Source organism: Microvirga sp. P4_A5 (assembly GCF_056402495.1).
The window spans coordinates 1-24,411 of record NZ_JBFUHH010000067.1 but is presented as its reverse complement, the minus strand read 5'-3'; the positions used below and the strand labels follow the sequence as shown (position 1 = coordinate 24,411).

At 65.8% G+C, this 24,411-nt stretch carries 22 protein-coding genes; 11 read left to right on the top strand and 11 right to left on the bottom strand.

Annotated features, from left to right (window positions below):
• Together AC1DVM_RS16170 and gltX are read right to left on the bottom strand one after the other, a co-directional pair.
• The coding region (locus tag AC1DVM_RS16170) for a BLUF domain-containing protein (RefSeq protein WP_477255927.1) at positions 1–184 on the bottom strand (184 nt) is incomplete at its 3' end.
• A gap of 139 nt (positions 185–323) precedes the next feature.
• Positions 324–1,745: a glutamate--tRNA ligase gene (gene gltX / locus AC1DVM_RS16165; RefSeq protein WP_477255925.1), complete on the bottom strand. Its 1,422-nt coding sequence runs from the start codon at positions 1,743–1,745 to the stop codon at positions 324–326.
• Between the two features lie 120 nt (positions 1,746–1,865).
• Between gltX and AC1DVM_RS16160 the strand changes: the two genes are divergently transcribed.
• Positions 1,866–4,199, top strand: a complete 2,334-nt coding sequence (locus tag AC1DVM_RS16160) for a ComEC/Rec2 family competence protein (RefSeq protein ID WP_477255924.1) — start codon at positions 1,866–1,868, stop codon at positions 4,197–4,199.
• On the opposite strand, the gene lexA is transcribed toward AC1DVM_RS16160, so the two are convergent.
• The 8 genes from lexA to AC1DVM_RS16120 form a co-directional block, all read right to left on the bottom strand.
• The gene (lexA, locus tag AC1DVM_RS16155) at positions 4,177–4,878 is read right to left on the bottom strand and encodes a transcriptional repressor LexA (RefSeq protein ID WP_477255922.1); all 702 of its coding nucleotides are present in this window, start codon (positions 4,876–4,878) and stop codon (positions 4,177–4,179) included. The genes AC1DVM_RS16160 and lexA overlap by 23 nt on opposite strands.
• A gap of 110 nt (positions 4,879–4,988) precedes the next feature.
• The gene (locus tag AC1DVM_RS16150) at positions 4,989–6,209 is read right to left on the bottom strand and encodes a molybdopterin molybdotransferase MoeA (RefSeq protein WP_477255920.1); all 1,221 of its coding nucleotides are present in this window, start codon (positions 6,207–6,209) and stop codon (positions 4,989–4,991) included.
• A complete protein-coding gene (gene moaC / locus AC1DVM_RS16145; RefSeq protein WP_477255918.1) occupies positions 6,206–6,682 on the bottom strand; it encodes a cyclic pyranopterin monophosphate synthase MoaC in 477 nt (158 codons plus the stop codon). The genes AC1DVM_RS16150 and moaC overlap by 4 nt, the downstream gene beginning before the upstream one ends.
• Positions 6,679–7,479, bottom strand: coding sequence for an indole-3-glycerol phosphate synthase TrpC (gene trpC, locus AC1DVM_RS16140; RefSeq protein ID WP_477255916.1), 801 nt, complete (start codon positions 7,477–7,479; stop codon positions 6,679–6,681). The genes moaC and trpC overlap by 4 nt, the downstream gene beginning before the upstream one ends.
• Positions 7,480–7,495: 16 nt before the next feature.
• The gene (gene trpD / locus AC1DVM_RS16135) at positions 7,496–8,509 is read right to left on the bottom strand and encodes an anthranilate phosphoribosyltransferase (RefSeq protein ID WP_477255914.1); all 1,014 of its coding nucleotides are present in this window, start codon (positions 8,507–8,509) and stop codon (positions 7,496–7,498) included.
• Between the two features lie 6 nt (positions 8,510–8,515).
• A complete protein-coding gene (locus tag AC1DVM_RS16130) occupies positions 8,516–9,157 on the bottom strand; it encodes an anthranilate synthase component II (RefSeq protein ID WP_477255912.1) in 642 nt (213 codons plus the stop codon).
• 235 nt (positions 9,158–9,392) lie between these two features.
• Positions 9,393–10,916 (bottom strand): anthranilate synthase component I, encoded by a 1,524-nt coding sequence (trpE, locus tag AC1DVM_RS16125; RefSeq protein ID WP_477255910.1) that lies wholly within the window; start codon positions 10,914–10,916, stop codon positions 9,393–9,395.
• A gap of 4 nt (positions 10,917–10,920) precedes the next feature.
• Positions 10,921–12,822 carry a peptidyl-prolyl cis-trans isomerase gene (locus AC1DVM_RS16120; RefSeq protein WP_477255908.1) on the bottom strand — a complete coding sequence of 634 codons (1,902 nt, stop codon included), beginning with the start codon at positions 12,820–12,822 and terminating at the stop codon, positions 10,921–10,923.
• A gap of 132 nt (positions 12,823–12,954) precedes the next feature.
• On the opposite strand from AC1DVM_RS16120, the gene tpiA reads away from it, so the two are divergent.
• The 8 genes from tpiA to AC1DVM_RS16080 all read left to right on the top strand — a co-directional run bounded on the left by tpiA (position 12,955) and on the right by AC1DVM_RS16080 (position 20,642).
• Positions 12,955–13,722, top strand: a complete 768-nt coding sequence (tpiA, locus tag AC1DVM_RS16115; RefSeq protein WP_477255906.1) for a triose-phosphate isomerase — start codon at positions 12,955–12,957, stop codon at positions 13,720–13,722.
• A gap of 205 nt (positions 13,723–13,927) precedes the next feature.
• Positions 13,928–14,353, top strand: coding sequence for a preprotein translocase subunit SecG (secG, locus tag AC1DVM_RS16110; RefSeq protein ID WP_477255904.1), 426 nt, complete (start codon positions 13,928–13,930; stop codon positions 14,351–14,353).
• Positions 14,354–14,460: 107 nt separating this feature from the next.
• Positions 14,461–16,089, top strand: coding sequence for a CTP synthase (locus AC1DVM_RS16105; protein WP_477255902.1), 1,629 nt, complete (start codon positions 14,461–14,463; stop codon positions 16,087–16,089).
• A 66-nt stretch (positions 16,090–16,155) separates the two neighbouring features.
• A complete protein-coding gene (locus AC1DVM_RS16100) occupies positions 16,156–17,022 on the top strand; it encodes a VOC family protein (RefSeq protein WP_477255900.1) in 867 nt (288 codons plus the stop codon).
• A gap of 71 nt (positions 17,023–17,093) precedes the next feature.
• Entirely contained in the window at positions 17,094–17,957 is an 864-nt protein-coding gene (locus AC1DVM_RS16095) for a VOC family protein (protein ID WP_477255899.1), read from the top strand.
• 62 nt (positions 17,958–18,019) lie between these two features.
• Positions 18,020–18,421, top strand: coding sequence for a DUF350 domain-containing protein (locus tag AC1DVM_RS16090; protein WP_477255897.1), 402 nt, complete (start codon positions 18,020–18,022; stop codon positions 18,419–18,421).
• An 85-nt stretch (positions 18,422–18,506) separates the two neighbouring features.
• Positions 18,507–19,346, top strand: coding sequence for a 3-deoxy-8-phosphooctulonate synthase (gene kdsA, locus AC1DVM_RS16085; protein WP_477255895.1), 840 nt, complete (start codon positions 18,507–18,509; stop codon positions 19,344–19,346).
• Between the two features lie 123 nt (positions 19,347–19,469).
• Positions 19,470–20,642 (top strand): MFS transporter, encoded by a 1,173-nt coding sequence (locus tag AC1DVM_RS16080; RefSeq protein ID WP_477255893.1) that lies wholly within the window; start codon positions 19,470–19,472, stop codon positions 20,640–20,642.
• Here AC1DVM_RS16080 and queF read toward each other — a convergent pair.
• The gene (queF, locus tag AC1DVM_RS16075; RefSeq protein WP_477255891.1) at positions 20,624–21,076 is read right to left on the bottom strand and encodes a preQ(1) synthase; all 453 of its coding nucleotides are present in this window, start codon (positions 21,074–21,076) and stop codon (positions 20,624–20,626) included. The two genes, AC1DVM_RS16080 and queF, sit on opposite strands and share 19 nt — an antisense overlap.
• 127 nt (positions 21,077–21,203) lie before the next feature.
• Here queF and eno point away from each other — a divergent pair, with 127 nt between their 5' ends.
• Entirely contained in the window at positions 21,204–22,487 is a 1,284-nt protein-coding gene (eno, locus tag AC1DVM_RS16070; protein ID WP_477255889.1) for a phosphopyruvate hydratase, read from the top strand.
• A 170-nt stretch (positions 22,488–22,657) separates the two neighbouring features.
• Positions 22,658–24,226: a putative Ig domain-containing protein gene (locus tag AC1DVM_RS16065; protein ID WP_477255887.1), complete on the top strand. Its 1,569-nt coding sequence runs from the start codon at positions 22,658–22,660 to the stop codon at positions 24,224–24,226.
• Positions 24,227–24,411: the final 185 nt, after the last annotated feature.

Genomic DNA, 24,411 nt, shown 5'->3' with positions numbered 1-24,411 from the left:
GATCGAAGAGCAGCGCCCCGATGATTCCGGATCGCCGATTGGCGGCCCTCGCATTCCTGAGAATATGATAGATCTCGTCGGCCACGACGTCCGGCGAGCCCACGATGGCGAGCTTGCTGCGATAGACGAGCCGGAAGAGATCCGGGGCGGCCTCCCGGGAGGGACTGAGTCGTGTCTGGGTCATGGCCTTGGAATCGTTGACGGTGCGAAATGGCAGCTTTGCGCCAATTCCCATGCCCGCTCAGAGTTCCGACCCCAACTCGAGGGCGATCGACCGCCGTTAGCCCGATGACCGCAACTCGCAGGCCACCGTGCCGCGGCTGTCATTCCCCCTGAGCGTCCCTGATCCGGGCGAGGGATTCTTCCCGTCCCAGCACCGCCATGACGTCGAACAGGCCGGGGGAGGTTGCCCGGCCGGTGAGGGCCGCGCGCAGAGGCTGGGCCACCTGGCCCAGTTTGGCGCCAAGCGATTCCGCATGTTCGCGCACCACGGCCTCGACCTGCTCCGCATTCCAGTCGGATACCGCTTCCAGCTTCTCGGGGATTCCGGCGATCCGGGCGCGGCCGTCGGCCAACAGGCCGGTGGCTTTCTCATCCGGCTTGAGGGGGCGCTGGGCGTAGAGGTAATAGGCGCTGTCGAGGAGCTCGACGAGGTTCTTGGCGCGCTCCTTTAGGCCCGGCATGGCCGCGACGAGCTTTGCGCGCAGGGCAGGGGTGAAGGTCGCGCCAAGCCCGCGCTCGGCGCCGATCTCGGGCAGCAGCCCATCGATGGCCGCGACCAGTTCCTCGTCGCCGGTCTGGCGCATGTAATGGCCGTTGATGTTCTCCAGCTTGACGAAGTCGAAGCGGGCCGGAGAGCGTCCGATGCTGGAAAGATCGAAGGCCGCGATCATTTCGTCGGTGCTGAAAAACTCCTGGTCGCCGTGGCTCCAGCCGAGGCGCACCAGATAATTGCGCAACGCCACCGGCAGGTAGCCCATGCTGCGATAGGCCTCGACGCCGAGGGCCCCATGGCGCTTGGACAGCTTGGAGCCGTCCGGTCCGTGAATGAGCGGGATATGCGACATGCTCGGGACAGTCCAGTCGAGGGCCTGGTAGATCTGCGTTTGCCGCGCCGCGTTGGTGAGGTGGTCGTCCCCGCGAATGACATGCGTGATGTTCATGTCGTGATCGTCGACCACGACCGCCAGCATATAGGTGGGCGTGCCGTCCGAACGCAGCAGCACCAGGTCGTCCAGGTCCTTGTTCTGCCAGACCACGCGGCCCTGCACGGCGTCCTCGACGATTGTCTCACCCTCCTGCGGCGCCTTCAGGCGGATGACCGGCTTGATGCCGGCCGGCGCCTCGGAGGGATCGCGGTCGCGCCAGCGGCCGTTATAGCGCAGGGGCTTGCCCTCCTGACGAGCCTGAAGGCGCATGGCCTCGAGTTCCTCCTGGCTGGCATAGCAATAATACGCGCGGCCGGTCGCGAGCAGGGACTCGGCGACCTCCTTGTGGCGCGCGGCGCGGGAGAATTGATAGACGACGTCGCCATCCCAATCGAGGCCGAGCCATGTCAGGCCGTCGAGGATCGCCTTGATGGCGGGCTCCGTGGAACGTTCGCGATCCGTGTCCTCGATCCGCAGCAGCATCGTGCCGCCATGCCGCTTGGCATAGAGCCAGTTGAAGAGGGCCGTGCGCGCGCCGCCGATATGCAGGAAGCCGGTCGGGGAGGGGGCGAAGCGGGTGATGACGCTCATCGGCATAAAGACCTTGGTCGAGAGAACTTGAGAACAGAACGCGAAATCGGGCGACCTTCGTACGAAGGGTTCGCCGCCGCGTGCCGTCGTCTAACATGTAAACCCGCCCGACGTTAAGCCGAGACGATGCAGCCGCCCGACAATCGCCAGAACGGCCGGAATCAGCGCGCTGTCGCACGGGCGCTCGCGCTGCCGCGCCGGTGGCAGCCGGCCCTCGACCTCAGGCTGGTCGATGGGCGGGATTTCCTGGCGCGCGGGATCGCCCGGGAGATCGAGCAGCGGCGGCTGTTCCCGTGGCTCGCGGTATGTTTCGGCTCAGGAATTCTCTTGTTCTTCCAAGCCGACGGACAGCCCGCCCTTTGGGCTCCCGTGTCCGGCATGGTGATTTTCACTGGCCTCGGGGCGATTTTCCGCGGGCGCATCGCAACCCTTGCCGTCTGCCTCGGCCTGGCGATGGCATTCGCCGGGTTCGCCGCCGGTGTCGTCCGCTCCCGGTCGGTTGWGGCCCCGGTCCTCGGCCGGACCGTGATTGCCCCTCTGTCGGGGTTCATCGAGGCGGTGGAGGAGCGCCCCGAAGGCAAGCGCCTGCTGGTGCGCCTGACCGAGCTGAAGGGGACGGAGACCGCCGCTCGGCCGCGCCTCGTTCGCGTGACCTTGCGCAAGGCAGACGGCCTCGTCGCCGGGCAATTCATCGCCGGCAAAGCCCGCCTGTTGCCGCCGCCGCAGCCGGCCTGGCCGGGCGGCTACGATTTCGGACGCGACGCCTATTTCCGCGGCATCGGCGCCGTGGGTTCGATTCTTGGAAGCGTGACGCTGCTGGATCCGCCGACGCGCCCGCCCTTTTCGCTCCGGCTCGCCGCCGCGGTGGACGAGGCCCGCAACGTGTTGACCAAGCGCATCGCAACCGCGATCGGCGGCCCGGCGGGCGGCGTCGGCGCGGCCCTCGTCACCGGCAAGCGCGGCCTCATTCCCGAGCCGACGAACGATGTCCTGCGCGCCGCCGGCATCTACCACATCGTGTCGATTTCCGGCCTTCACATGGTGCTGGCGGCAGGCACGTTCTTCTGGCTGGCGCGGGCGCTCCTCAGCCTCGTCCCAAGCCTTGTCCTGCTGTGGCCGGTCAAGAAGATGGCCGCCGTCACGGCGATGCTCGGCGCCACCGCCTATTGCGTGTTTTCCGGCTCGGACGTTGCGACCGTGCGCTCCCTCATCATGTCGCTGGTGATGTTCGGCGCCGTGCTGGTGGACCGACCCGCGCTCAGCGTGCGCAACCTGACGATTTCCGCCATCGTGGTGCTCGCCCGCGAACCGGAGGYGCTTCTCGGCCCGAGTTTCCAGATGTCGTTCGGCGCCGTGGCGGCGCTCGCGGCCTTCGTGCCGGCGCTGCAAGGGGGGCGGATCGAGGGGCGGCCCGCAAGCATGCTGGAATCGGCCTTGCGTTTCGCGGGTCGGCACGCGGCCGGGCTGGTGAGCACGACCCTTGTCGCGAGCATCGCGACCGCGCCCTTCGCGGCCTACCATTTCCAGACGCTCAACCCCTACGGCCTCGTCGGCAATACGCTGGCGCTGCCGCTCGTCTCGCTCGTCGTCATGCCTTCGGCGGTTCTCGGCGTCCTCTCCTATCCGTTCGGGCTCGACGATCCTGTCTGGCGCATGATGGGCGCTGCCGTCTCGCAGGTTCTCGACGTGTCGGCCTGGGTCGGCGGCTTTGCCGGATCGAGCGTGGTGATCCCGGCTTTAAGCCTGGGCGCGCTGGCGCTGTTCAGCCTCGCGCTCCTGCTGGCGTCGATCGCGGCGTCGTCGCTGCGATGGCTCGCGCTGGTGCCGGCCTTCGCGGGTCTGGCGCTGGCGGCCTCGCCGGGCCGGCCCGATGTGTATATCGACCGTGCCGGTCAGGGCGCGGCGATCAGGAACGCCGCCGGGCGCCTGACCTTCGTCGGGAAGCCTTCGGCTTTCGTGGCGGAGCAATGGCTCCGGGCCGATGGCGACGGGCGCGATGCGGCGGCGGCCAATGCGGACGATACGCGCCTGAAGGACGGGGCGCGCTGCGATCCGCAAGGTTGCGTGGTGGAAACAGCCAACCGGCGCAACATCGCCTTCGTGCAGAAATTTTCGGCCTTCGAGGAGGATTGCCGTCGCGCCGAGATCGTCATCTCGAGCCTGAAAGCCCCGCGAGGCTGCGCGGCCCTGCTCGTCCTCGACGGCGAAGCGCTGGCAGCGCGCGGGGCAACGACGATCCGTCTCGATGCCGGGGGAATGGATTTGCGCTCGGTCCGCAAGGGCGACGAACGCCTGTCGCGCACCCCACCGTCCAGCCGCCAGCCCGAGCGCCCGGCCAAACCGGCGGTGGCGATCCCCGAACAGGACATTCCGGAGGACGATGCCGATCGCGACGCGCCGGAGAGGGACGCGCCGGAGCGCGTCGCGTCGGATGATTTCAGTAGCGCCGCACCAGACTGACGAGCTTGCCCTGGATCTTGACCCGGTCGGGGCCGAGAACCCGCGTCTCGTAGGCCTGGTTCGCGGCTTCCAGCGCGATCGAAGAACCGCGGCGGCGGAAGCGCTTGAGGGTCGCCTCTTCCTCGTCGATCAGCGCCACGATGATGTCGCCCGTATTGGCGTTGTCCTGCCGGCGGATGACGACGAGATCGCCGTCGAGAATGCCAGCCTCGACCATGGAATCGCCGCGCACCTCAAGGGCGTAATGCTCGCCCTGGCTGAGGAAGTCGTTGGACAGGGTGATCGAGTGGCTCCGGTTCTGGATGGCCGAAATCGGCGTGCCGGCGGCGATCCGGCCCATGACGGGGATCGAGATGTCGCGGCTGCGCTCTTCCACCGGGGGAGGCGCCGCCTTGGCCTTGTTGGCAAGCCCGCCTTCGACGACGCTCGGCGTGAAGCGCTTCTGCCCCGCCGCGCCGCCGACGGTCTCGGGCAGGCGGAGAACTTCCAGCGCGCGGGCGCGGTTGGGCAGGCGGCGGATGAAGCCGCGTTCTTCCAGCGCCGTGATCAGGCGGTGGATGCCGGATTTGGACTTGAGATCGAGCGCGTCCTTCATCTCGTCGAACGAGGGCGGCACACCGGATTCGCGCAGGCGTTCGTGGATGAAGCGGAGCAGTTCGTGCTGTTTTCGCGTCAGCATGGCTGGCCTTTACTGCTCCATCCCGTGGAGCGATTCTGAAACAAAGCAGGAACAAGGTAGCTGTTCCCGCTGTGTTCCGCAAGCCCGTGCTCAAGCTCGGCAAGGAAAGGTCAGCAGAAGCGCTCGAGCGCGATCATCCTGCAGGGATTGCCGGCCTTCTGCGCCGGCTCGAAAGGCGTCCGCACGAGCAGCGCGTCGGAGCGTGAAAGCACGCCGAGCATGGACGAATCCTGTGTCGCGTGCGGCGTGACCACAGGGCCGTTGTCGCCCGCAGAAACGCTCGCCCGCATGTAATCCTGACGGTCGCCATTCGGTCCAAGATCGGTGCCGAGAAAAGCCGCCTCGGTCGGGTCGCCGCCGGGATCGGGATGACCTTGCAAAGCTCGGATCGCCGGGATCAGGAACAGGATCGCGCAGACGATGGAGGAGACCGGATTGCCGGGCAGTCCCAGCAGCGTCATGGCGCCGAGCTTGCCATGCATGAGCGGCTTGCCGGGCCGCAACGCGACGCGCCAGAATCCGAGCCGCATGCCCTGGCGCGTGAGCGCTTGCTGAACGAGATCGTGATCGCCCACCGAGGCGCCGCCGAGGGTGACGAGGATGTCGGCCTTCGCGGATTTCGCGGCTCCGAGCCGCTCGTCGAGAGACTCGAGGCTGTCCCGAGCGATGCCGAGATCGATCGTCTCCGCGCCGGCTTTACCGGCCATCGCCAAAAGGGCAGGCAGGCTCGACGCGACGATCTGGTCGGGCCCCGGCTCGTCGCCGGCCGGCACCAGTTCGTCGCCGGTGGCAAGGATCGCAACCCGCGGTTTGCGGCGCACTGGCAGCGAGCGGTAGCCCATGGCGGCCGCGAGCGCGATGGCCCTCGCGTCGATGACGCGGCCTGCCTCCAGCCCGATCTCGCCGGCCTTGAAATCCAACCCGCTCGGGCGAATGTTGCGGCCCGGCACGGGTGCCTCGTCGATGGTCACCGCGCCGTCGAGGCTTCGGGTATTTTCCTGGATGACGATGCAATCCGCACCGTCGGGGAGCGGCGCGCCGGTGAAGATCCGTACGGCTTCTCCGATTCCGATGGGGCCTTTGAATCGACTCCCCGCAGCGCTCGTCCCGATGATGCGCAGCGTCGCGGGGACGCGCTCCACGTCGGCGTGCCGCACCGCATAGCCGTCCATGGCGGAGGCGGCGAAAGGCGGCTGATCGCGCTTGGCCGCCACGTCCTCGGCGAGGATACGGCCGGCCGCGCCTTTCAGCGGAACGGACTCGGCCTCCAGCGGCGGGCCGATGGTCGCAAGCACGTTGCGAAGCGCATCCTCGACCGCAAGCAGGCTCATGGCTTTTCGTAGTGACCGGAGCGGCCGCCGCTTTTCTGGCGAAGGTGAATGTTCTCGATCCGCATGGCGCGGTCCGCGGCCTTCACCATGTCGTAGATCGTCAGGCAGGCGACGGAGACGGCGGTCAGCGCTTCCATCTCCACGCCGGTCTGACCCGACACCTTGACCTCGGCGATGATGCGCACGCCCGGCAGGCTCTCGTCCAGCACGCAGTCGACATTGACCTTCGAGATCAGGAGCGGGTGGCAGAGCGGAATGAGGTCGTGGGTTTTCTTCGCCGCCATGATTCCGGCGAGCCGCGCAGTGCCGAGCACGTCGCCCTTTTTCGCGTCGCCGTCCCGGATGAGCGCCAGCGTTTCGGGCCGCATCACGACGCATCCCTCCGCCACGGCGCGGCGGGGGGTGCTGTCCTTGTCGGACACGTCCACCATGCTGGCAGCGCCGGTTGCGTCGAGATGGGTGAGGGAATTCATGTGGCCTCGCCGAATAGAAGCTTTCGCGTCGCAGCCGCCACGTCGTCCTGGCGCATCAGGCTCTCGCCGACCAGGAAGGTGCGGATATCGACCTTCGAGAGGCGGGCGATATCCGCATTTGTGAAGATGCCGCTTTCGCCCACGACGATCCGGTCGGAGGGAACGAGAGGCGCGAGTTCCTCGCTGACTTCGAGGGACACCTCGAAGGTGCGAAGGTTGCGGTTGTTGATGCCGACGAGTTTCGTGTTCAACGGCAGCGCGCGATCGAGCTCGGGGCGATCATGCACTTCGACAAGCACGTCCATGCCGAGCCCATGGGCGGTGTCGATGAGCGCGCGCGCCTCCGCGTCGGTGACGCTCGCCATGATCACGAGGATGCAATCAGCACCCCAGGCCCGCGCCTCATGGACCTGATAAGGCTCGAACATGAAATCCTTGCGCAGCACCGGAAGGCCGGACGCGTCGCGCGCCTGCATCAGATATTCGGGCCTGCCGTGGAAGGACGGCGTATCGGTGAGCACGGAGAGGCAGGTCGCGCCGCCCTCCGCATAGGCCTTCGCCAGCGTGGGCGGGTCGAAATCCGGGCGAATGAGACCCTTCGACGGGCTCGCCTTCTTCACTTCGGCGATCAGGGCCGGGCGGGATTGCGACAGGTGCGCTTCGATGGCGGCCGAAAAGCCGCGCGGCGGCGGCGCGGCTTTCGCGCGACGTTCGATCTCGGCCGGCGGCACGGACAGTTTCGCGGCGGCGATTTCCTGGCGCTTGTAGGCTTCGATGCGGGCGAGAACATCGCTCATTGCGAGAATGCCTCCGTTACGCGTTCGAGGCTTTGACGAGACGATCGAGGGTCGCTTTCGCGGCGCCGGAATCGAGTGCGCGCGAGGCCCGGTCGAGGCCGTCACGGAGGTCCTTCGCCTCGTCGGCGATGACAAGGGAGGCGGCGGCGTTCAGGAGCGCGATATCGCGATAGGGGATGCGCACGCCCTCGAGAACCGCGCGGAGCTGCGCGGCGTTGTGGGCCGGATCGCCGCCCTTGAGATCCTCGAGTTTGGCTACCGGCAATCCCACTTCCTCGGGCGTCACCGTGAAGCGGCGGATCTTGCCGCCTTCGAGCGCCGCCACATGGGTCGGGCCGGTGGTGGTCATCTCGTCGAGACCGTCCGAACCGTAGACCGCCCACACCCGATCCGAGCCGAGCTCCTTCAGAACCTGGGTGAGAGGTTCGAGCCAGAACTCTGAAAACACGCCGAGAAGCTGGCGCTTGACGTTGGCGGGATTGGACAGCGGGCCGAGAAGGTTGAAGATCGTGCGCGTGCCGAGCTCGACCCGGACCGGGGCCACATGGCGCATCGCCGCATGATGGGTTTGCGCGAACATGAAGCACAGGCCGGCTTCATCGAGGCAGCGCTGCAGGCCTGCCGGGTCGGAACCGAGTTTCAGCCCCAACGCCGCCAGCACGTCCGCGGTGCCGGATTTCGAGGACGCCGCGCGGTTGCCGTGCTTGGCGACCTTCACGCCCGCCGCCGCGACGATGATCGCCGCGAGGGTCGAGATGTTGTAGCTGCCCGAATGATCGCCGCCGGTGCCGACGATATCCATGGCGCCCTTCGGCGCCTTCACGGCGAGCATGCGCCCGCGCATGGCCGACACGGCGCCGACGATTTCGTCGAGGCCCTCGCCGCGCACGCGCAAGGCCATCAGGAACGCACCGCTCTGGGCAGGCGTGACCTCGCCCGACAGGATGTCGTCGAACGCGGCACGCGCCTCGTCGCGTGTCAGCGAGGCGCCGGTTGCGACCTTGGCGAGGTACGATTTAAAGGATTCCATGACACTCTAGCTTGCTGATGAAGGGGCGCCGGTGCGCCGATAGCCGGGCTCCGCGCGGATCTTTGCGTTCCACGCGCCCGCCAGATCGAAGAAGTTGCGCATGATGGTGACGCCATGCTCGGAGAGGATGCTCTCCGGGTGAAACTGCACGCCGTGGATGGGCAGGGACCGGTGCGACAGTCCCATGATCAGGCCATCACCGGTCTGCGCCGTGACGGCGAGATCCGCCGGGCAATTGTCGCGCTCGACGATCAGCGAGTGGTAGCGCGTGGCCCGGAACGGTCCGTTGATGCCGCGAAACACCGTCTCGCCGCGATGCTCGACCTCCGACACCTTGCCGTGCATCGGCAGGGGCGCCCGCGAAACCGTCCCGCCGAAGGCTTGCCCGATCGATTGCAGACCGAGGCAGACGCCGAAGGTGGGGATCCGCGGCGAGGCGCGGCGCACCAGATCGAGGCAGATGCCGGCCTCGTTGGGAGTGCAGGGTCCGGGCGAGAGAATGATCGCATCCGGTGCGTCGGCCAGAATATCGTCAGTCGTCAGCGCGTCGTTGCGGACCACCTCGACGTCGTCGACGAGCGGCCCCAGCAGGTGCACCAGGTTCCAGGTGAAGCTGTCGTAATTGTCGATGACGAGAACGCGGGTCATGGTGTCACGACGTTTGCGTATGCGCGAAGCGGGGTCAAGGGACGCATGCGGAGTGCCTTTTCCCTCCCCCTTGCGGGGAGGGCCAGGGTGGGGGTCGGAAAGTCGGAATGCTGCTTCGAGGGGCGAACTCCGCAGGCCGATACCATTTCAAGCAATATCCGAGTCACCCGGTCGTTCGACCCCCACCTCCAACTCCTCCCTGCAAGGGGGAAGAGAGGTAAGCGTTCGTTCGCGCTCATTGGCCGAGCCTCGCGCGGCTGGCGAAGCGCACTGCGTCCTCGGCGGCCCGGAAGAGGGCCTTCGCCTTGTTGACGCATTCCTGCTGCTCGGAAGCCGGGTCGGAATCGTACACGATGCCGGCGCCGGCCTGCACCGCCATGCGGCCATCCTTCACCAACGCGGTGCGGAGCACGATGCAGGTATCCATCTCGCCATTGGCGCCGAAATAGCCGATGCAGCCGCCATACGGGCCGCGCTTGTGCTTTTCCAGGCTGTCGATGATCTCCATGGCCCGCACCTTCGGCGCGCCCGACACCGTTCCGGCCGGAAAGCCCGCGACCAGCGCCTGCAGGGCGTCGTAGCGCCGATCGAGCGTGCCTTCCACGTTCGACACGATATGCATGACCTGGCTGTAGAATTCGAGGAAGAACGAATCCGTCACCGTCACCGAGCCCATCTCGGCGACCCGGCCCACATCGTTGCGGCCGAGATCGAGCAGCATCAAATGCTCGGCGCGCTCCTTCTGGTCGGCCAGCAGGCTGTCTGCGTGGGCGCGGTCCTCCGCGGCGGTGGCGCCGCGCGGGCGGGTTCCGGCGATGGGCCTGATCGTCACCTTGTTGTCGCGCACGCGCACCAGAATCTCGGGCGACGAACAGACGATCTGGAAATCCTCGAAATCGAGATAGCAGAGGAACGGCGCGGGGTTGATCCGCCTCAGCGAGCGGTAAAGTGCGAAAGCCGGGAGCGGGAAGGGGGATTCGAAACGCTGCGACAACACGACCTGGAAGATGTCGCCGGCGCGGATGAATTCCTTCGCGGTCGCCACCATGTCCTCGAACTCGCGCGGGCTCGTGTTCGAGACCGGCGGCTCGAAGTCGATGCTGCGCGGATCGACCCGCGCATCGAGCGGAAGGGGCCGTTCGAGGGCGGTCGTCACCTCGTCGAGCCGCGCCAGCGCGGTCTCATAGGCGGCCCGGGCCGCAACATCCGACCGCACCCGAACGGGCGTGATGAGCGAGATTTCGTCCTTCACCGCATCGAACACCACCATTACGGTGGGGCGGATCAGGATGGCGTCGGGGACATGCAAGACATCCTCGTTGGGCTCCGGCAGACGCTCCATCTGGCGCACCATGTCGTAGCCGAGATAGCCGAAGAGCCCGGCGGCCATGGGCGGCAGCTCGTCGCCCAGCGGCAGGGCGCTCTCCTGGATCAGCGCGCGCAGAGAGTCGAGCGGTGCGCGGCTATCCGGCTCGAACGCATTGGCGCGGCTCAGCGCCTGCCGATCGATGGCGGCCGCGCCGTCCTGGCAGCGCCAGATCAGGTCGGGGTCGAGGCCGATCATCGAGAACCGGCCCCGCACCGCGCCGCCTTCCACCGATTCCAACAGGAAGGCAGGGCCCTTGCGCTCGTGTCGCAGCTTCAAAAACGCGGCGACCGGCGTCAGGAGATCCCCCACGAGGGTCGTGCGCAGCACGCCGGGCTCGCCCGCCTCGTAGGCTTTCGCGAAGGTGTCGAAATCCGGCGTCGCTGTTGACATGGGCCTAGAGGTCGCTGTTTCCGGTCGCCTGTCTCAGCGCCTGCTGGTTGATGGTGACGCCGAGATCCTGGCGGATCTGTGCAATGTACTCGCTGATGAGGTCGTCGCCCATGCTGGTCTTGAGCTGGCCGACGATTTGCGCCGCCTCCTGCGTCGTCGTGGCGAAGGGCGGCACGGTGGCGGAGGTGACCTTGAAGACGGCGCGGGTCCCCGTGCCGTTGGCGACATTGCCGGCTTTCGCCACCGGCACCGCGAAGATGCGGTTCACGGCCTCGGCCGAGAGATCGTCCTTGGCGGCGTTGCGCGCCAGGTCCTCGGCGTTCTTCACCGGCGCACCGGAGTCCTTCGCGACGGCGTCCATGGCCTCGCCCTTGTCGAGGCGCTCGGTCAGGGTCCGTGCCTTCTCGGAGAGGCGCTGTGCCACCTCCTCATCCCGCCACAGGCTCGCCACCTGATCGCGGACCTCGTCCAGGGACTTTTCGCGAGCCGGATCGATGCCGGTCACGTCGTACCAGACATAGCCGCCGCTCGGGATGCGGACGGGCTCGTTGTCGGCGCCGATATCGCTGGCGAAGATCGCCCGCAGTAGCGCTTCGCGCTCGGGCAGTTCGATCACCGCGCCGGCCTTGTCCCTACCGCCATTGTCGGTTGCGGGAATCTGGACGAGGGCGAGGCCCTTTTCCTTCGCGATATCGGCCAGGGGACGGGCGCTGGCGCGCTGGTCTTCGATGGCGTCGTGGACGGTGTCGATCGCCGCGCTAGCGCGAGATTGCGCGAGGTCCTTCCGAATCTCCGCCGCCACCTCCTCGAAGGGCTTTACCACCTCGGGCTGGATATCGGTGACGCGGACGATTACGGGGCCGAACCGGCCCGCTACGGGAGCGCTGACGACGTCCTTTGCAAGGCCGAACGCCGCGGCCGCCACCGCCTGGTCCAGCATTTCCGCCTTGGTGAAGGTTCCCAGTTCGAGATCGCCCGGAGCGACGGCCCGCTCGGCCGCGACCGCGTCGAAGGTGGCGCCTTCCTTGATCTTGGCGGCGGCGGCATCGGCTTCGGCCTGCGACGGGAACGTGATCTGCTGGATCGTGCGGCGCTCTGGCGAGCCGAATTTCGCCTTTTCGCGCTCGTAGGCGGCCCGGGCATCCGCATCCGTGACCGTCTCCGGCTTGGCCAGCGAGGCGGCATCGACCGCGAGGATCGAGACCGCGCGGAATTCGGGCGCCTGGAAGGAGGCCTTGCGATCGTTGTAGAAGCTCTGGAGCTGCTCGGGAGTCGGGGCGGGGATCTCGCCCGCCATCTCGGGCGTCAGCAGGATATAGGCGGCGGCGCGCCGCTCGTTGGTGTAGCGGTGGAGGGCCTCCTGCGCCGCGACCGGCACCGCCAGATCGCCTGCGATGGCCTGGGCCAGATGGATGCGGGCCATGGCGCCCCGTTGTTCCCGCAGGAAGCCGGGCTCGTTCAACGACGCATTGCGCAAGGCCTGGTCGAACAGCGCGCGGCTGAATTGTCCATCGGCGCCCCGGAAGTTGGGATCCTCCATAATGGAGCGGGCGACCGCCTGATCGGACACCCCGAGACCGAGCGATTTGGCCTGTTCGCCCAGGACGGCCTCGGTCACGAGATTCGAGAGCACCCGCTGGTCGATACCGAAGGTGCGGGCCTGCTCGGGGGTGATCACGGTGCGGAACTGGCGCCCCAGGCGCTGCAATTCGTTGGTGTAGGCGATGCGCATCTGGTCGACCGAGACCGATGTCTTGCCCACCTGCGCGACGACGCTGGGCGGGGTCGTGCGGAAGATGTCGCCGATGCCCCAGACCGCGAAGCTGAGGATCAAGAACGAGAAAAGAATCGTCGCGATGATCTTTCCGACCAGGCTCTGCCCGGCAAGTCGCATTCCTCGAAGCATCGTAAATCCGTTTCCTTGAAACTTGTTAGACAGGGCGATAGCCGATCGGAGGCGCGGCGAAAAGGGCAAGACGTGTTGAAAGACGCCCCTTCCGTCTGCTAGTCCCTCTCTCCAGAGTGACAGGAGCGCATGATGAGTGTCGAACGGCCGCGCCCGCTGGTGGCGGGCAACTGGAAAATGAACGGCCTCACGGCCTCCGAGACGGTTCTGACCGAGCTCCAGGAGGGGTTCGTCGCGGCGTTGCGGAGCAAGGTCGATCTGGCGATCTGCCCCCCCGCCACCCTGATCGCGCCTTTTGCCGACAAGGCGGAAGGATCGGGCATCGCCATCGGCGGCCAGGATTGCCATGCGAAGGAATCGGGGGCCTTCACGGGCGATATCTCCGCGGAGATGCTCGCCGATGCGGGCGCGACCTGCGTGCTCGTGGGCCATTCCGAGCGCCGCCAGTACCATCACGAGACGGATGCGGAGGTCGCCGCCAAGGCGCTCGCCGCCCATCGGGCGGGGCTCGTCGCCATCGTGTGCGTCGGCGAGACCAGGGAGGAGCGGGAGGCAGGCAAGACGCTGGACGTCGTCCGCTCCCAGCTCAAAGGCTCGGTTCCGCCCGGAAGCGCCGGCGACAATATTGTGGTGGCCTATGAGCCCGTCTGGGCCATCGGCACCGGCCTGACCCCGACAGTGGCGGACGTCGCGGAGGTCCATGCTGCCATTCGCGCCGCCCTGGGCGATCTTGTCGGCACGGCGGAGCAGAACAAGGTGCGCATCCTCTATGGCGGCTCGGTCAAGCCGTCGAACGCGGCGGAATTGATGGCCGTGCCCAACGTCGACGGCGCGCTGGTCGGCGGCGCCAGCCTCGTGGCGGCGGATTTTCTGGGAATCGCCGGGGCTTATCTGGGGTGAGAGGGAAGAGGCGATGGGGCCGGGCGGGTTGCGCGGCTACTTTTCCCACTCGCCACTCGCCACTCGCCATTCACCCTCCCCATTCGCCAATTCCCGGCTTGCGGGCCTTTGATCCCGTACACACCTATGCTACAGCCCGCCCAACCTATGGAAATACGAGCGGTCGGCGCCCCTTGTGCGCGGCCGCTTGAGGTATTGAGATAAGATGCAAACGATCCTCATCATTGTTCACCTGATCATTGTCCTGGCGCTGATCGGCGTGGTCCTGCTGCAGCGCTCCGAGGGCGGCGGCATGGGTCTCGGCGGCGGGGGCGGGGGTGTCTCGGGCTTCATGACCGGCCGCGGCCAGGCCAGTGCCCTGACGCGCGCGACAGCGATCCTCGCAGCCCTGTTCTTCGTCACCAGCCTCGGCCTGACCATCATGGCGAGCTATGGCCGGGCCCCGCGCTCGATCCTCGACGGCGCCACGGCTCCGGCGGGTCAGGGGGCGCCTAGCGCCCCCCAGGGCGGCAACGTTCTCGAGCAACTCCAGCGGATGCAGGGCGAGCAGCCCGCGGCGCCGGCGACCGGAATACCGGCACCCAGCGCTCCGGCCGCTCCCGCGGCGCCGCAGGTGCCTCAGTCGCAATAAGACTGACGATCAGGGCCGGAGCTTCCGGCCCTCTCTTTTTGTGGATGGCAATCTGGATGCTGATTTGGCGTTTGCGAATCGGCAGCCTTTATTTTGGATAGGGGTCCATGACGCGGTACGTATTCATCACCGGCGGCGTGGTGTCTTCGCTCGGGAAGGGACTGGCCTCAGCCGCCCTCGGAGCGCTTCTCCAGGCACGCGGCTACACGGTTCGGCTTCGCAAGCTCGACCCTTATCTCAACGTYGATCCGGGCACCATGAGCCCGTATCAGCACGGCGAGGTCTTCGTCACCGATGACGGCGCCGAGACCGATCTCGATCTCGGGCATTATGAGCGCTTCACGGGCGTTCCGGCCACCAAGGCCGACAACATCACCACCGGGCGAATCTACCTCGACATCATCACCAAGGAGCGGCGCGGGGATTATCTCGGCGCGACGATCCAGGTGATTCCGCACGTCACGAACGCCATCAAGGATTTCGTGCTCACCGGCAACGAGGGCTTCGACTTCGTGCTGGTGGAAATCGGCGGCACGGTCGGCGACATCGAGGGGCTGCCCTTCTTCGAAGCCATCCGCCAGCTCGGCAACGACCTTCCGCGCGGACAGGCGATCTACACCCATCTGACGCTCCTGCCGTTCATTCCGTCAGCCGGCGAGTTGAAGACCAAGCCGACGCAGCACTCTGTGGCGGAACTCCGCTCCATCGGCATCCAGCCCGATATCCTCCTGTGCCGCACCGACCGCGAAATCCCCCGCGACGAGCGCCGCAAGCTGGCGCTTTTCTGCAACGTGCGCGAGACCGCTGTCATCGAGGCGCGCGATGCGCCCTCCATCTACGACGTGCCGCTGGCCTACCATCAGGCCGGTCTCGACGGAGAGATCCTGGCCGCCTTCGGCATCGAGAACGCGCCCGCGCCGGACCTGACCCGCTGGACCACCATTTCGGGCCGCGTCCACAATCCGGAAGGCGAGGTCAATATCGCCATCGTGGGCAAGTATACGGGCCTGAAGGACGCCTATAAGTCGCTCATCGAGGCGCTGCATCATGGCGGAATCGCCAATCAGGTGAAGGTCAACCTGAACTGGATCGAGAGCGAGATTTTCGAGCGCGAAGATCCGGCGCCGTTCCTCGAAGGCATTCACGGCATCCTGGTGCCGGGTGGCTTCGGCCAGCGCGGTTCGGAAGGAAAGATCCGCGCCGCACGCTTCGCCCGCGAGCGCTCGGTGCCGTATTTCGGCATCTGCTTCGGGATGCAGATGGCGGTGATCGAGGCGGCCCGCTCGCTCGGCGGCATCGAGAATGCCAGTTCGACCGAATTCGGCCCGACACCGGAACCGGTGGTCGGCCTCCTCACCGAATGGCTGCGCGGGAATGAGCTCGAAAAGCGCGCCGCCGGCGGCGATCTCGGCGGCACCATGCGCCTCGGCGCGTTCAAGGCGTCGCTCTCGCCCGGCAGCAAGGTGGCGGAAATCTATGGCGGCACCGAAATCTCGGAGCGGCATCGTCATCGCTACGAGGTCAACATGACCTATCGCGACCGCCTGGAGAAAAAGGGCTTGCGTTTCTCGGGCGTGTCGCCCGACGGTGTGTTGCCGGAAATCGTCGAATACGACAACCATCCGTGGTTTATCGGCGTGCAATATCACCCCGAGTTGAAATCGCGTCCCTTCGAGCCGCACCCGCTTTTCAGAAGCTTCATCCATGCGGCGGTCGAGCAGAGCCGATTGGTTTGATTTTTAATGATTCTGTCGCTGCGTCATGCAAGATGAGATCATGTATGACGCAGCGTAAGGTAATGTATGGCCCGCCGCATCGATCACCTTGTCGTCGCGGTCCATGATCTCGATCGCGCTACCGATTTCTATCGACGGCTAGGATTTCGACCGGGCGTTCGAAACATTCATCCGTGGGGGACCGAGAACCGCCTGGTGCAGATGCGATCGGCGTTCATCGAACTGATCGCGATTGGCAAGGATGTGGCGAGCATCAGGCCCCATACGATGCGTTTCTTCAGCTTCGGCGCTTTCGTGCGGGGTTTTCTCGACCGCCGCGAGGGGCTCGCCATGCTGGTGCTCGACAGCGACGACGCCAAGGCGGACGCTGCGAGGTTCGAGCGCGAAGGCATCGGATCGTTCACGCCACTCTATTTGCAGCGCAAGGGCAGCACTCCGGACGGCAACGAGATCGACTTCGCCTTCACGCTGGCTTTCGCCCACACCTTCGAGGCGCCGCTCGCCGGGTTCTTCGTCTGCCAGCATCAAACTCCGGAGCAGTTCTGGAATCCCCTGTTCCAGCGTCATCCGAATGGCGCCACGGGTCTGGCCGCCGTGACATTCGCGGTGGCGGAGCCCGAGCGGTTCCGGCGATTTCTCCTCGCATTCACGGATGGCGATCCCACCCACCAGACGCGGGACAACCTCACCTTCCGCCTATCCGATAGCGATCTCGCCGTAGTGACGCCGCATGATGCCGCGGCGCTCTATGGGCCAGTCGAGGCCGAACCCGACGAGCCTTCCTTCGCCGGCTATTCCGTCGTGGTCGAAGACCTTCCGGCTCAGGCGAGGCGGCTCGACGCGGAGGGAATTCCCTTCCGCGAGATCGGCAGCCGCATGGTCGTTCCCGCGAGTGCCGCGTTCGGCGTCGCGATCGCCTTCGAAGCCCCGTAGTCTCGGACCTCGATCGAAGGTATTTTTCGCCAACCGTCGCTATCGGGATCGTTTGACCCGCAGAGGTATCCATGACCCGCCGTATCGATCACCTCGTCGTCGCCGTCCAAGACCTCGACGGCGCCGCCGCCTTCTACGAGAAGCTCGGGTTTCAGGTGGGCGCGCGCAACCGCCATCCCTGGGGCACGGAGAACCGACTCGTTCAACTGCGGACCTCGTTCATCGAGCTGATCACCCTCGGCGCCGACGGGGCGATTGCTCCGCACGGGGAGAAGTTCTTCAGCTTTGGCGCCTTCGTGCGGGATTATCTCAAACGTCGGGAAGGCCTCGCGATGCTGGTGCTCGACAGCGCGCACGCGAAAGACGACGCGGCCTTGTTTGCCCGCGAGGGCATCGGCGCTTTCGAGCCTTTCTTCTTCGAGCGGACGGGAAAAAGGCCCGACGGCAGCGAAATCCAGCTTGCCTTCACGCTGGCCTTCGCGCGCCGGCCGCATGCGCCGCTCGCGGGCTTCTTCGTCTGCCAGCACCATTTCCCCGAAAATTTCTGGAACACCGCGTTCCAGGTCCACGCCAACGAGGCGCAGGATATCGCGGTGGTGGCTCTCTCGGCGCCGGACCCCGAGGCCGAGGCGGAGTTTCTGACGAGGTTCACCGGCGTCGAGCCCACCAGTCCGGCGGAGCACGACCTCGCCTTTGCTCTCGCGGGCAGCCATCTCGACGTGATGACGCCGGACGATGCCGGCGAACAATACGGATCGGTCGAGATCGAGATGGATCAGCCGTGTTTCGTCGGGTTTGCGGTCCTCATCGCCGACCTCAACGAGCAGGCGTCGCGGCTCGACCGCGCCCGAATTCCCTATGCGCGGATCGGAAGTCGGCTCGTGGTGCCGGCGAGCGCCGCTTTCGGCGTCGCGATTGCGTTCGAAGCAACGTAGTATCGGGCACGAATCGGAAGCGATTCTCGAAAACGCCGACACGCTATTCCTATGGGGGACACATGACTTCGACTCTGGCGGGCCTGCTGGATTTCATCATCCTGTTCGTGGTCGCGCTCGCGCTGATCGCGCTCTATCTGGCGGTCTACACGCTGGCGACGATGCACAACGAATTCGCGCTCATCCGTCACAACGTGATCTCGGCCGCGACCGCTCTCGGATTCAGCCTCGTGGGCTTTGCCTTGCCGCTCGCCAGCGCCATCGTTCACGCACAGACCATCGTCGATTGCCTCGTCTGGGGTCTCGTGGCCCTCGCGGTGCAGATCCTGGTTTATTGGCTGGTACGTCTCGTCATGCCGAACCTCTCGCTGCGGATCGCCAAGGGCGAGATGGCAGCGGCCCTGTTCCTCGGAGCGGCATCCCTTGCGGCCGGCATCGTCAACGCGGCCGCGATGACRTTCTGAGGACCGGCAACGGCTCCGGTTCGCCCGGGCTAGCGGGTGGCCGCGCCCCTTTGCCTGTGCGAAAAAAAGGCGTAGGGGACGCGCTATGACCCAGACACAACAGATTCAGGCCGTCGTGCAGGCCGGAAACGTGCGCTTCGGCAATCATCTGCCGCTCGCGATCATCGCCGGCCCCTGCGCCATGGAAAGCCGCGCCCATGCGCTGGAAATGGCCGTGGCCCTGAAGGAGATCACGACGCGCCTCGGGATGGGTCTCGTCTACAAGTCCTCCTTCGACAAGGCGAACCGGACCTCGGGATCGAGCGCCCGCGGCATCGGCCTTGCAAAGGCCCTGGAAGTCTTCGCGGAGGTCAAGGAAACCCTCGGGCTTCCGGTCATCACGGACGTCCACGAGCACGACCAATGCGCGGCGGTCGCCGAGGTGGTGGATATTCTGCAGATCCCGGCCTTCCTCTGCCGCCAGACCGACCTGTTGCTCGCCGCCGCCCGGACGGGAAGGGTGGTGAACGTCAAGAAGGGCCAGTTCCTCGCCCCCTGGGATATGGCAAACGTCGCCGCCAAGATCACCGGCGCCGGAAACCCGAATGTCATGCTGACGGAGCGCGGCGTTTCCTTCGGTTACAACACGCTGGTGTCGGACATGCGCTCCCTGCCCATCATGGCAGCAACGGGCGCGCCGGTGATCTTCGATGCGACGCATTCGGTGCAGCAGCCCGGCGGGCAGGGCGCCACCTCGGGCGGGCAGCGGGAATTCGTTCCCGTGCTCGCGCGGGCAGCGGTGTCCGTGGGCGTGGCGGGCGTCTTCATCGAGACCCACCAGGACCCCGACAAGGCTCCGTCCGATGGTCCCAACATGGTTCCGCTGCGTGAGCTCGAGGCCCTGCTAGCGCGCCTGAAAGCGTTCGACGCCCTCGCCAAGGCGTAAGCCGCCCCGCCCCGTCATGTTGATGGGGAAGGGTAGGGCCGCGCCGATGGCGCTCGCCGTTGCGGAAGGTCGTGCTAAGGAGGCGGACGCTTCGCCCTTCCGAGCCCTTCGCGACACGGTGCCATGACCCCGCGCAACCTGATCCTCATTCTGGCGACGAGCGGGTTTGCCAGCACCTTTTCGTCCCGAGCCGTCGAGCCGATGGTCGGCGTCATCGCCCGGGATCTCGCGACCGACGTCCACACGACCGCGCTGCTGTCGGCGGCCTTCGCGCTGCCCTACGCCTTCGTCCAGCCGATCCTCGGCCCGATCGGCGATGCCGTGGGAAAAGAGCGCGTCATGAAGGTCGGCCTGACCCTCGCGCTTGTGGCGCTTGCCGGATCCTTCTTCGCGCCGGATATCGGCACGCTCTTCATCCTGCGCGTCATCGCCGGGGCGGCGGCCGGCAGCGCGGTGCCCATGTCGCTGGCGCTCATCGGCGACCGGGTGGCGATGGAACAGCGGCAATTGGCCCTTAGCCGCTATCTCGTCGCCGTGATCACCGGCCAGCTCGCCGGTTCGTCGCTCGCGGGGTTTCTGGCCGACATGGTGGGGTGGCGCGGCGTCTTCGCGGTCTCGACAATCCTGATGGTCTTTGCCGCCGGCGCCACCATCATCGGTTTTCGCGGAACGGTGGCGGCGGGCCGGTTCGATCTTTCACAGGCGGTGCAGCGGTATCGCGCGATTCTCTCCAACCCCCGGGCGCTCGCGCTGTTCTCGTTCGTGTTCGTCGAGGCAATGGCGGTTTTCGCGATCTTCCCCTACGTCGCTCCTTTGCTCGAGGCCAGTTCGGGCGGCGGCGCCACGCAGGCCGGAATAGCATTGGGCGGGTTTGCGATCGGCGGCCTGATCTATTCGCTGCTGGTGAGCTGGATGCTGCGGGTGCTGGGCCTCCCCCGCATGCTGATCGGCGGCGGAATCCTCGCCGCTCTCGCGCTCCTCGCTATCGGATGGGGTGGCGATTGGCGGCTCTACACCGCCGCCATGATGCTGATGGGGCTTGGGTTCTACATGCTCCACAACACCTTCCAGGCTCAGGTGACCGAGGTCGCCCCCACCGCCCGCGCGTCGGCAGTGGCGCTCCATGCCTTCTCGTTCTTCGTCGGGCAAGCCTTGGGGGTCGTCGCCATGGGATACGGCCTGGAGTGGACGGGCTTGCCGGGCTCCACGCTGATCGCCGCCCTCGTCATCCTGGGCGTGGGGGTCACCGCCGCGGCGGTGCTGCGCCGACCCGCCGCTCAGCCGCGCGCCCGATAGGGCGCCACGCCCTGGTCGGGCAGCCAGAGATTTTTCGGCATCTCGCCCGTTTGCCAGAACACGTCGATGGGAATGCCGCCGCGCGGGTACCAATACCCGCCGATCCGCAGGTAGCGCGGCTGAAGCAGGTCCGCGAGGCGCTTGCCGATGGCAACCGTGCAATCCTCGTGAAACGCTCCGTGGTTGCGGAAGGAGTGCAGATAGAGCTTCAGGGATTTCGACTCGACGAGCCACGGCCCCGGCACATAATCGATGACCAGCAGGGCAAAATCCGGCTGGCCGGTGACGGGGCACAGGGAGGTGAATTCCGGCGCCGTGAAGCGGGCGACGTAATCGGTGTCCTGATGCGGGTTCGGCACCCGATCGAGCCGCGCCTCCTCGGGCGAGTCCGGAAGGCGGCTTTCCTGGCCGAGTTGCAGCGATGCGTCCGTCATGGCGGCTGACCTTGGATCATGGGTGATAGAAACGCCCCCGTCCTTGCCCGTTCGGCCGTTTCGGTCAATAAGCCGTTTCATGACTTAAGGCCGCATGGCCCCCTTTCAGCCGCAGGAGTTCGGTTCCATGACCGCGATCATCGACATTCACGCTCGCGAAATTCTCGACAGCCGGGGCAACCCGACCGTCGAGGTGGATGTGACGCTCGAAGACGGCTCCATGGGCCGCGCGGCCGTTCCGTCGGGCGCCTCGACCGGCGCCCACGAGGCCGTGGAACTCCGCGACGGCGACAAGAAACGCTACATGGGCAAGGGCGTCCTGAAGGCGGTCGAGGCGGTCAATACCGAAATCCTCGACGCCATCGGCGGCCTCGACGCCGAGGAGCAGATCCTCATCGACGAGACCATGATCGAACTCGACGGGACCCCCAACAAGGCCCGCCTCGGCGCCAACGCCATCCTGGGCGTCTCGCTCGCCGTCGCAAAAGCCGCGGCCGATGCCTCGACCCTGCCGCTCTATCGCTATGTGGGCGGAACGCAGGCGCGCGTGCTTCCGGTGCCGATGATGAACATCATCAATGGCGGGGCGCACGCCGACAATCCCATCGATTTCCAGGAATTCATGATCCTGCCCGTCGGCGCCGACAGCCTCGCCGAGGCGGTGCGCATGGGCTCCGAGGTCTTCCACACCCTCAAGAAGGCCCTCAAGGATGCGGGCCACAACACCAATGTGGGCGACGAGGGCGGCTTCGCGCCGAACCTGCCGAGCGCCGAGGCGGCGCTGGATTTCGTCATGAAATCCATCGAGCAGGCGGGCTTCAAGCCGGGCCGGGACATCTATCTCGGCCTCGATTGCGCCGCGACCGAGTTCTTCAAGAAGGGCGCCTATGTGTATGAAGGCACTGGCAAATCCTTGAGCCCGAAGCAGCAGGCCGAATATCTCGCCAAGCTGGTCGCCGATTACCCCATCGCGTCGATCGAAGACGGCATGTCGGAGGACGATTGGGACGGCTGGAAGATGCTGACCGATCTCGCCGGCTCGAAATGCCAGCTCGTCGGCGACGACCTGTTCGTCACCAACGTCATGCGTCTGTCGGACGGCATCAAGAAGGGCGTCGCCAATTCCCTGCTGGTGAAGGTCAACCAGATCGGCACGCTCACCGAGACCATCGCGGCCGTCGATATGGCCCACCGCGCCGGCTACACCTCCGTCATGTCCCACCGCTCCGGCGAGACGGAAGATTCCACCATCGCCGATCTCGCGGTTGCGACCAATTGCGGCCAGATCAAAACCGGCTCGCTCGCCCGCTCCGACCGGACGGCGAAGTACAACCAGCTCATCCGGATCGAGGAGGAGCTGGGCGAGCAGGCGCGCTATGCGGGGAAGGCGGCGCTGAAGGCGCTGGGGTGAGACTGCGCTGAAAGACGTTGGGCTGAGGGGAGGGTCGCGGCAAAAGTGCTGCGACCTTTCAGCATTCTTTTATGGGTTGTCTCTAGGTCATACGGAACTTTATAACGTGGTAGTTGATTATCGCGTTACAGTTGAGGTCGCGGCGCGGCCTTTGACCGAGGGAGCCCCATATGCCGACTTACGATCTCGACTCCGCCACGAACATACTCGCGGAGGTCGTCGACCAGGATGCATTCAAAGTTAATAACGGCGAGAGCCTTGAGCTCGCGGCGGGCGGTGCTATTCGGGCGACAGGCACCGGAGGGTACGGGATCCAGACCGTTGGCAGCACTGCGCTTGTAATCAAAGGACTGGTCGAGAGTGCTACCAGCTGGGCGGTCAGCTATCGTCAATTCACTTCGGACACGACGACGATCATCCATCTTTCCGAGAGTGCTTTGCTAAAAGGAAGCCTCGGCATCATTGGTTCTGGTGCGCTGACGATATTTAATAGCGGGCAGATACTCGCAACGAACGATGCGATCCGAGTCGGGGGAACGTTGAACCTCGCCAATACCGGAACGATCACGGGAGATATTTTGGCCGGCGGAGGGAGCGGGGGCGGGGTTATCGCGAATGCTGGGGTTATCAATGGTGACGTCGATTGGAGTCGTGGAGGGCGGCTTATCCTCGATAACAGGCAGGGGGTCCTCACCGGGACGATCAAGCTGTCGGATTATAGGTGCACGTTCTACGGCGGCGCACTTGCTGAGGATATCACAATCCAAAACGCCGCTGACTACATCGATGGCGGCCGCGGAGATGATATCATCCGCAGTTGCGCATTAGGCGCGGACACCATCATCGGCGGGGGCGGGAACGATACGGCAGAATTTGGCGATGCGCTCGCCAGATATGATGTCACACGGAAGGGAACGACCGACTGGATTGTCGCTCAAAAAAATAATCCGGCTCAAAATTTCGCCCAGCTCAGTGCGATCCGCTTCCTGAAGTTCACCGACCAGACCGTCACCCTCCACAACGCCGCCCCGATCAATCTCGCCCTATCCAAAACCGCCTTTGCCGAAGACACCCCCGTCACCGGCATCGTGGCGAGCCTTTCCGCTTTCGACGCCGATGGCGATGCGTTGACCTACAGCCTGACCGGAAATCCCAGCGGTCTGTTCAAGCTCGACGGAACGAACGTCGTCCTGGCGGGAGCGGTGGATTTCGAGGCGTTGAGCCAGCACAGCATCACCGTGAGGGCGAAGGATGCATATGGCGGCGAGGTCACGAAGACATTCGATCTCGCCGTCACCAACGTCGTGGAAACCAATCCGCTGGTGCTTCGCGGCACGCGGGGCGCGGACCGGCTGACGGGCGAATCCGGCAGCGACACGCTCTATGGCGGTCTCGGCAAGGACGTCCTGACCGGTGGTCTGGGCAAGGACATCTTCATGTTCGACACGAGGCCGAACAAGTCGACGAACCTCGACCGGATCGTAGATTTCAACGTTCGCGACGACACCATCCATCTCGCGAAAACGATATTTTCAAAGATCTCCAAGAAGGGCGTCCTGGCCAGCAACGCCTTTTGGGTCGGCAACAAGGCGCACGATGCCTCGGACCGGATCTTCTACGATAAGAACAGCGGCGCCTTGTTCTACGATGAGGACGGCAACGGCGCGAAAGCAGCGGTGCAGTTTGCGACGGTCGGGAATAAGCTGGCGATCAAGGCGAGCGACTTTTACGTGCTGTAAAGCAAGCCGCACCGCCGCATCTCCCACAGGGAGAGCACCTCACCTCTCCCACTGGGGGAGAGGTCCCACTTCACCTCACCCTGTGTGAGAGGCCGCACCTCACCACTCCCTGTGGGAGAGGTCGGACCGACAGGTCCGGGTGAGGGGTTGCGGGCTATCCGGAAACCCGCCCACCCCCTCACCCT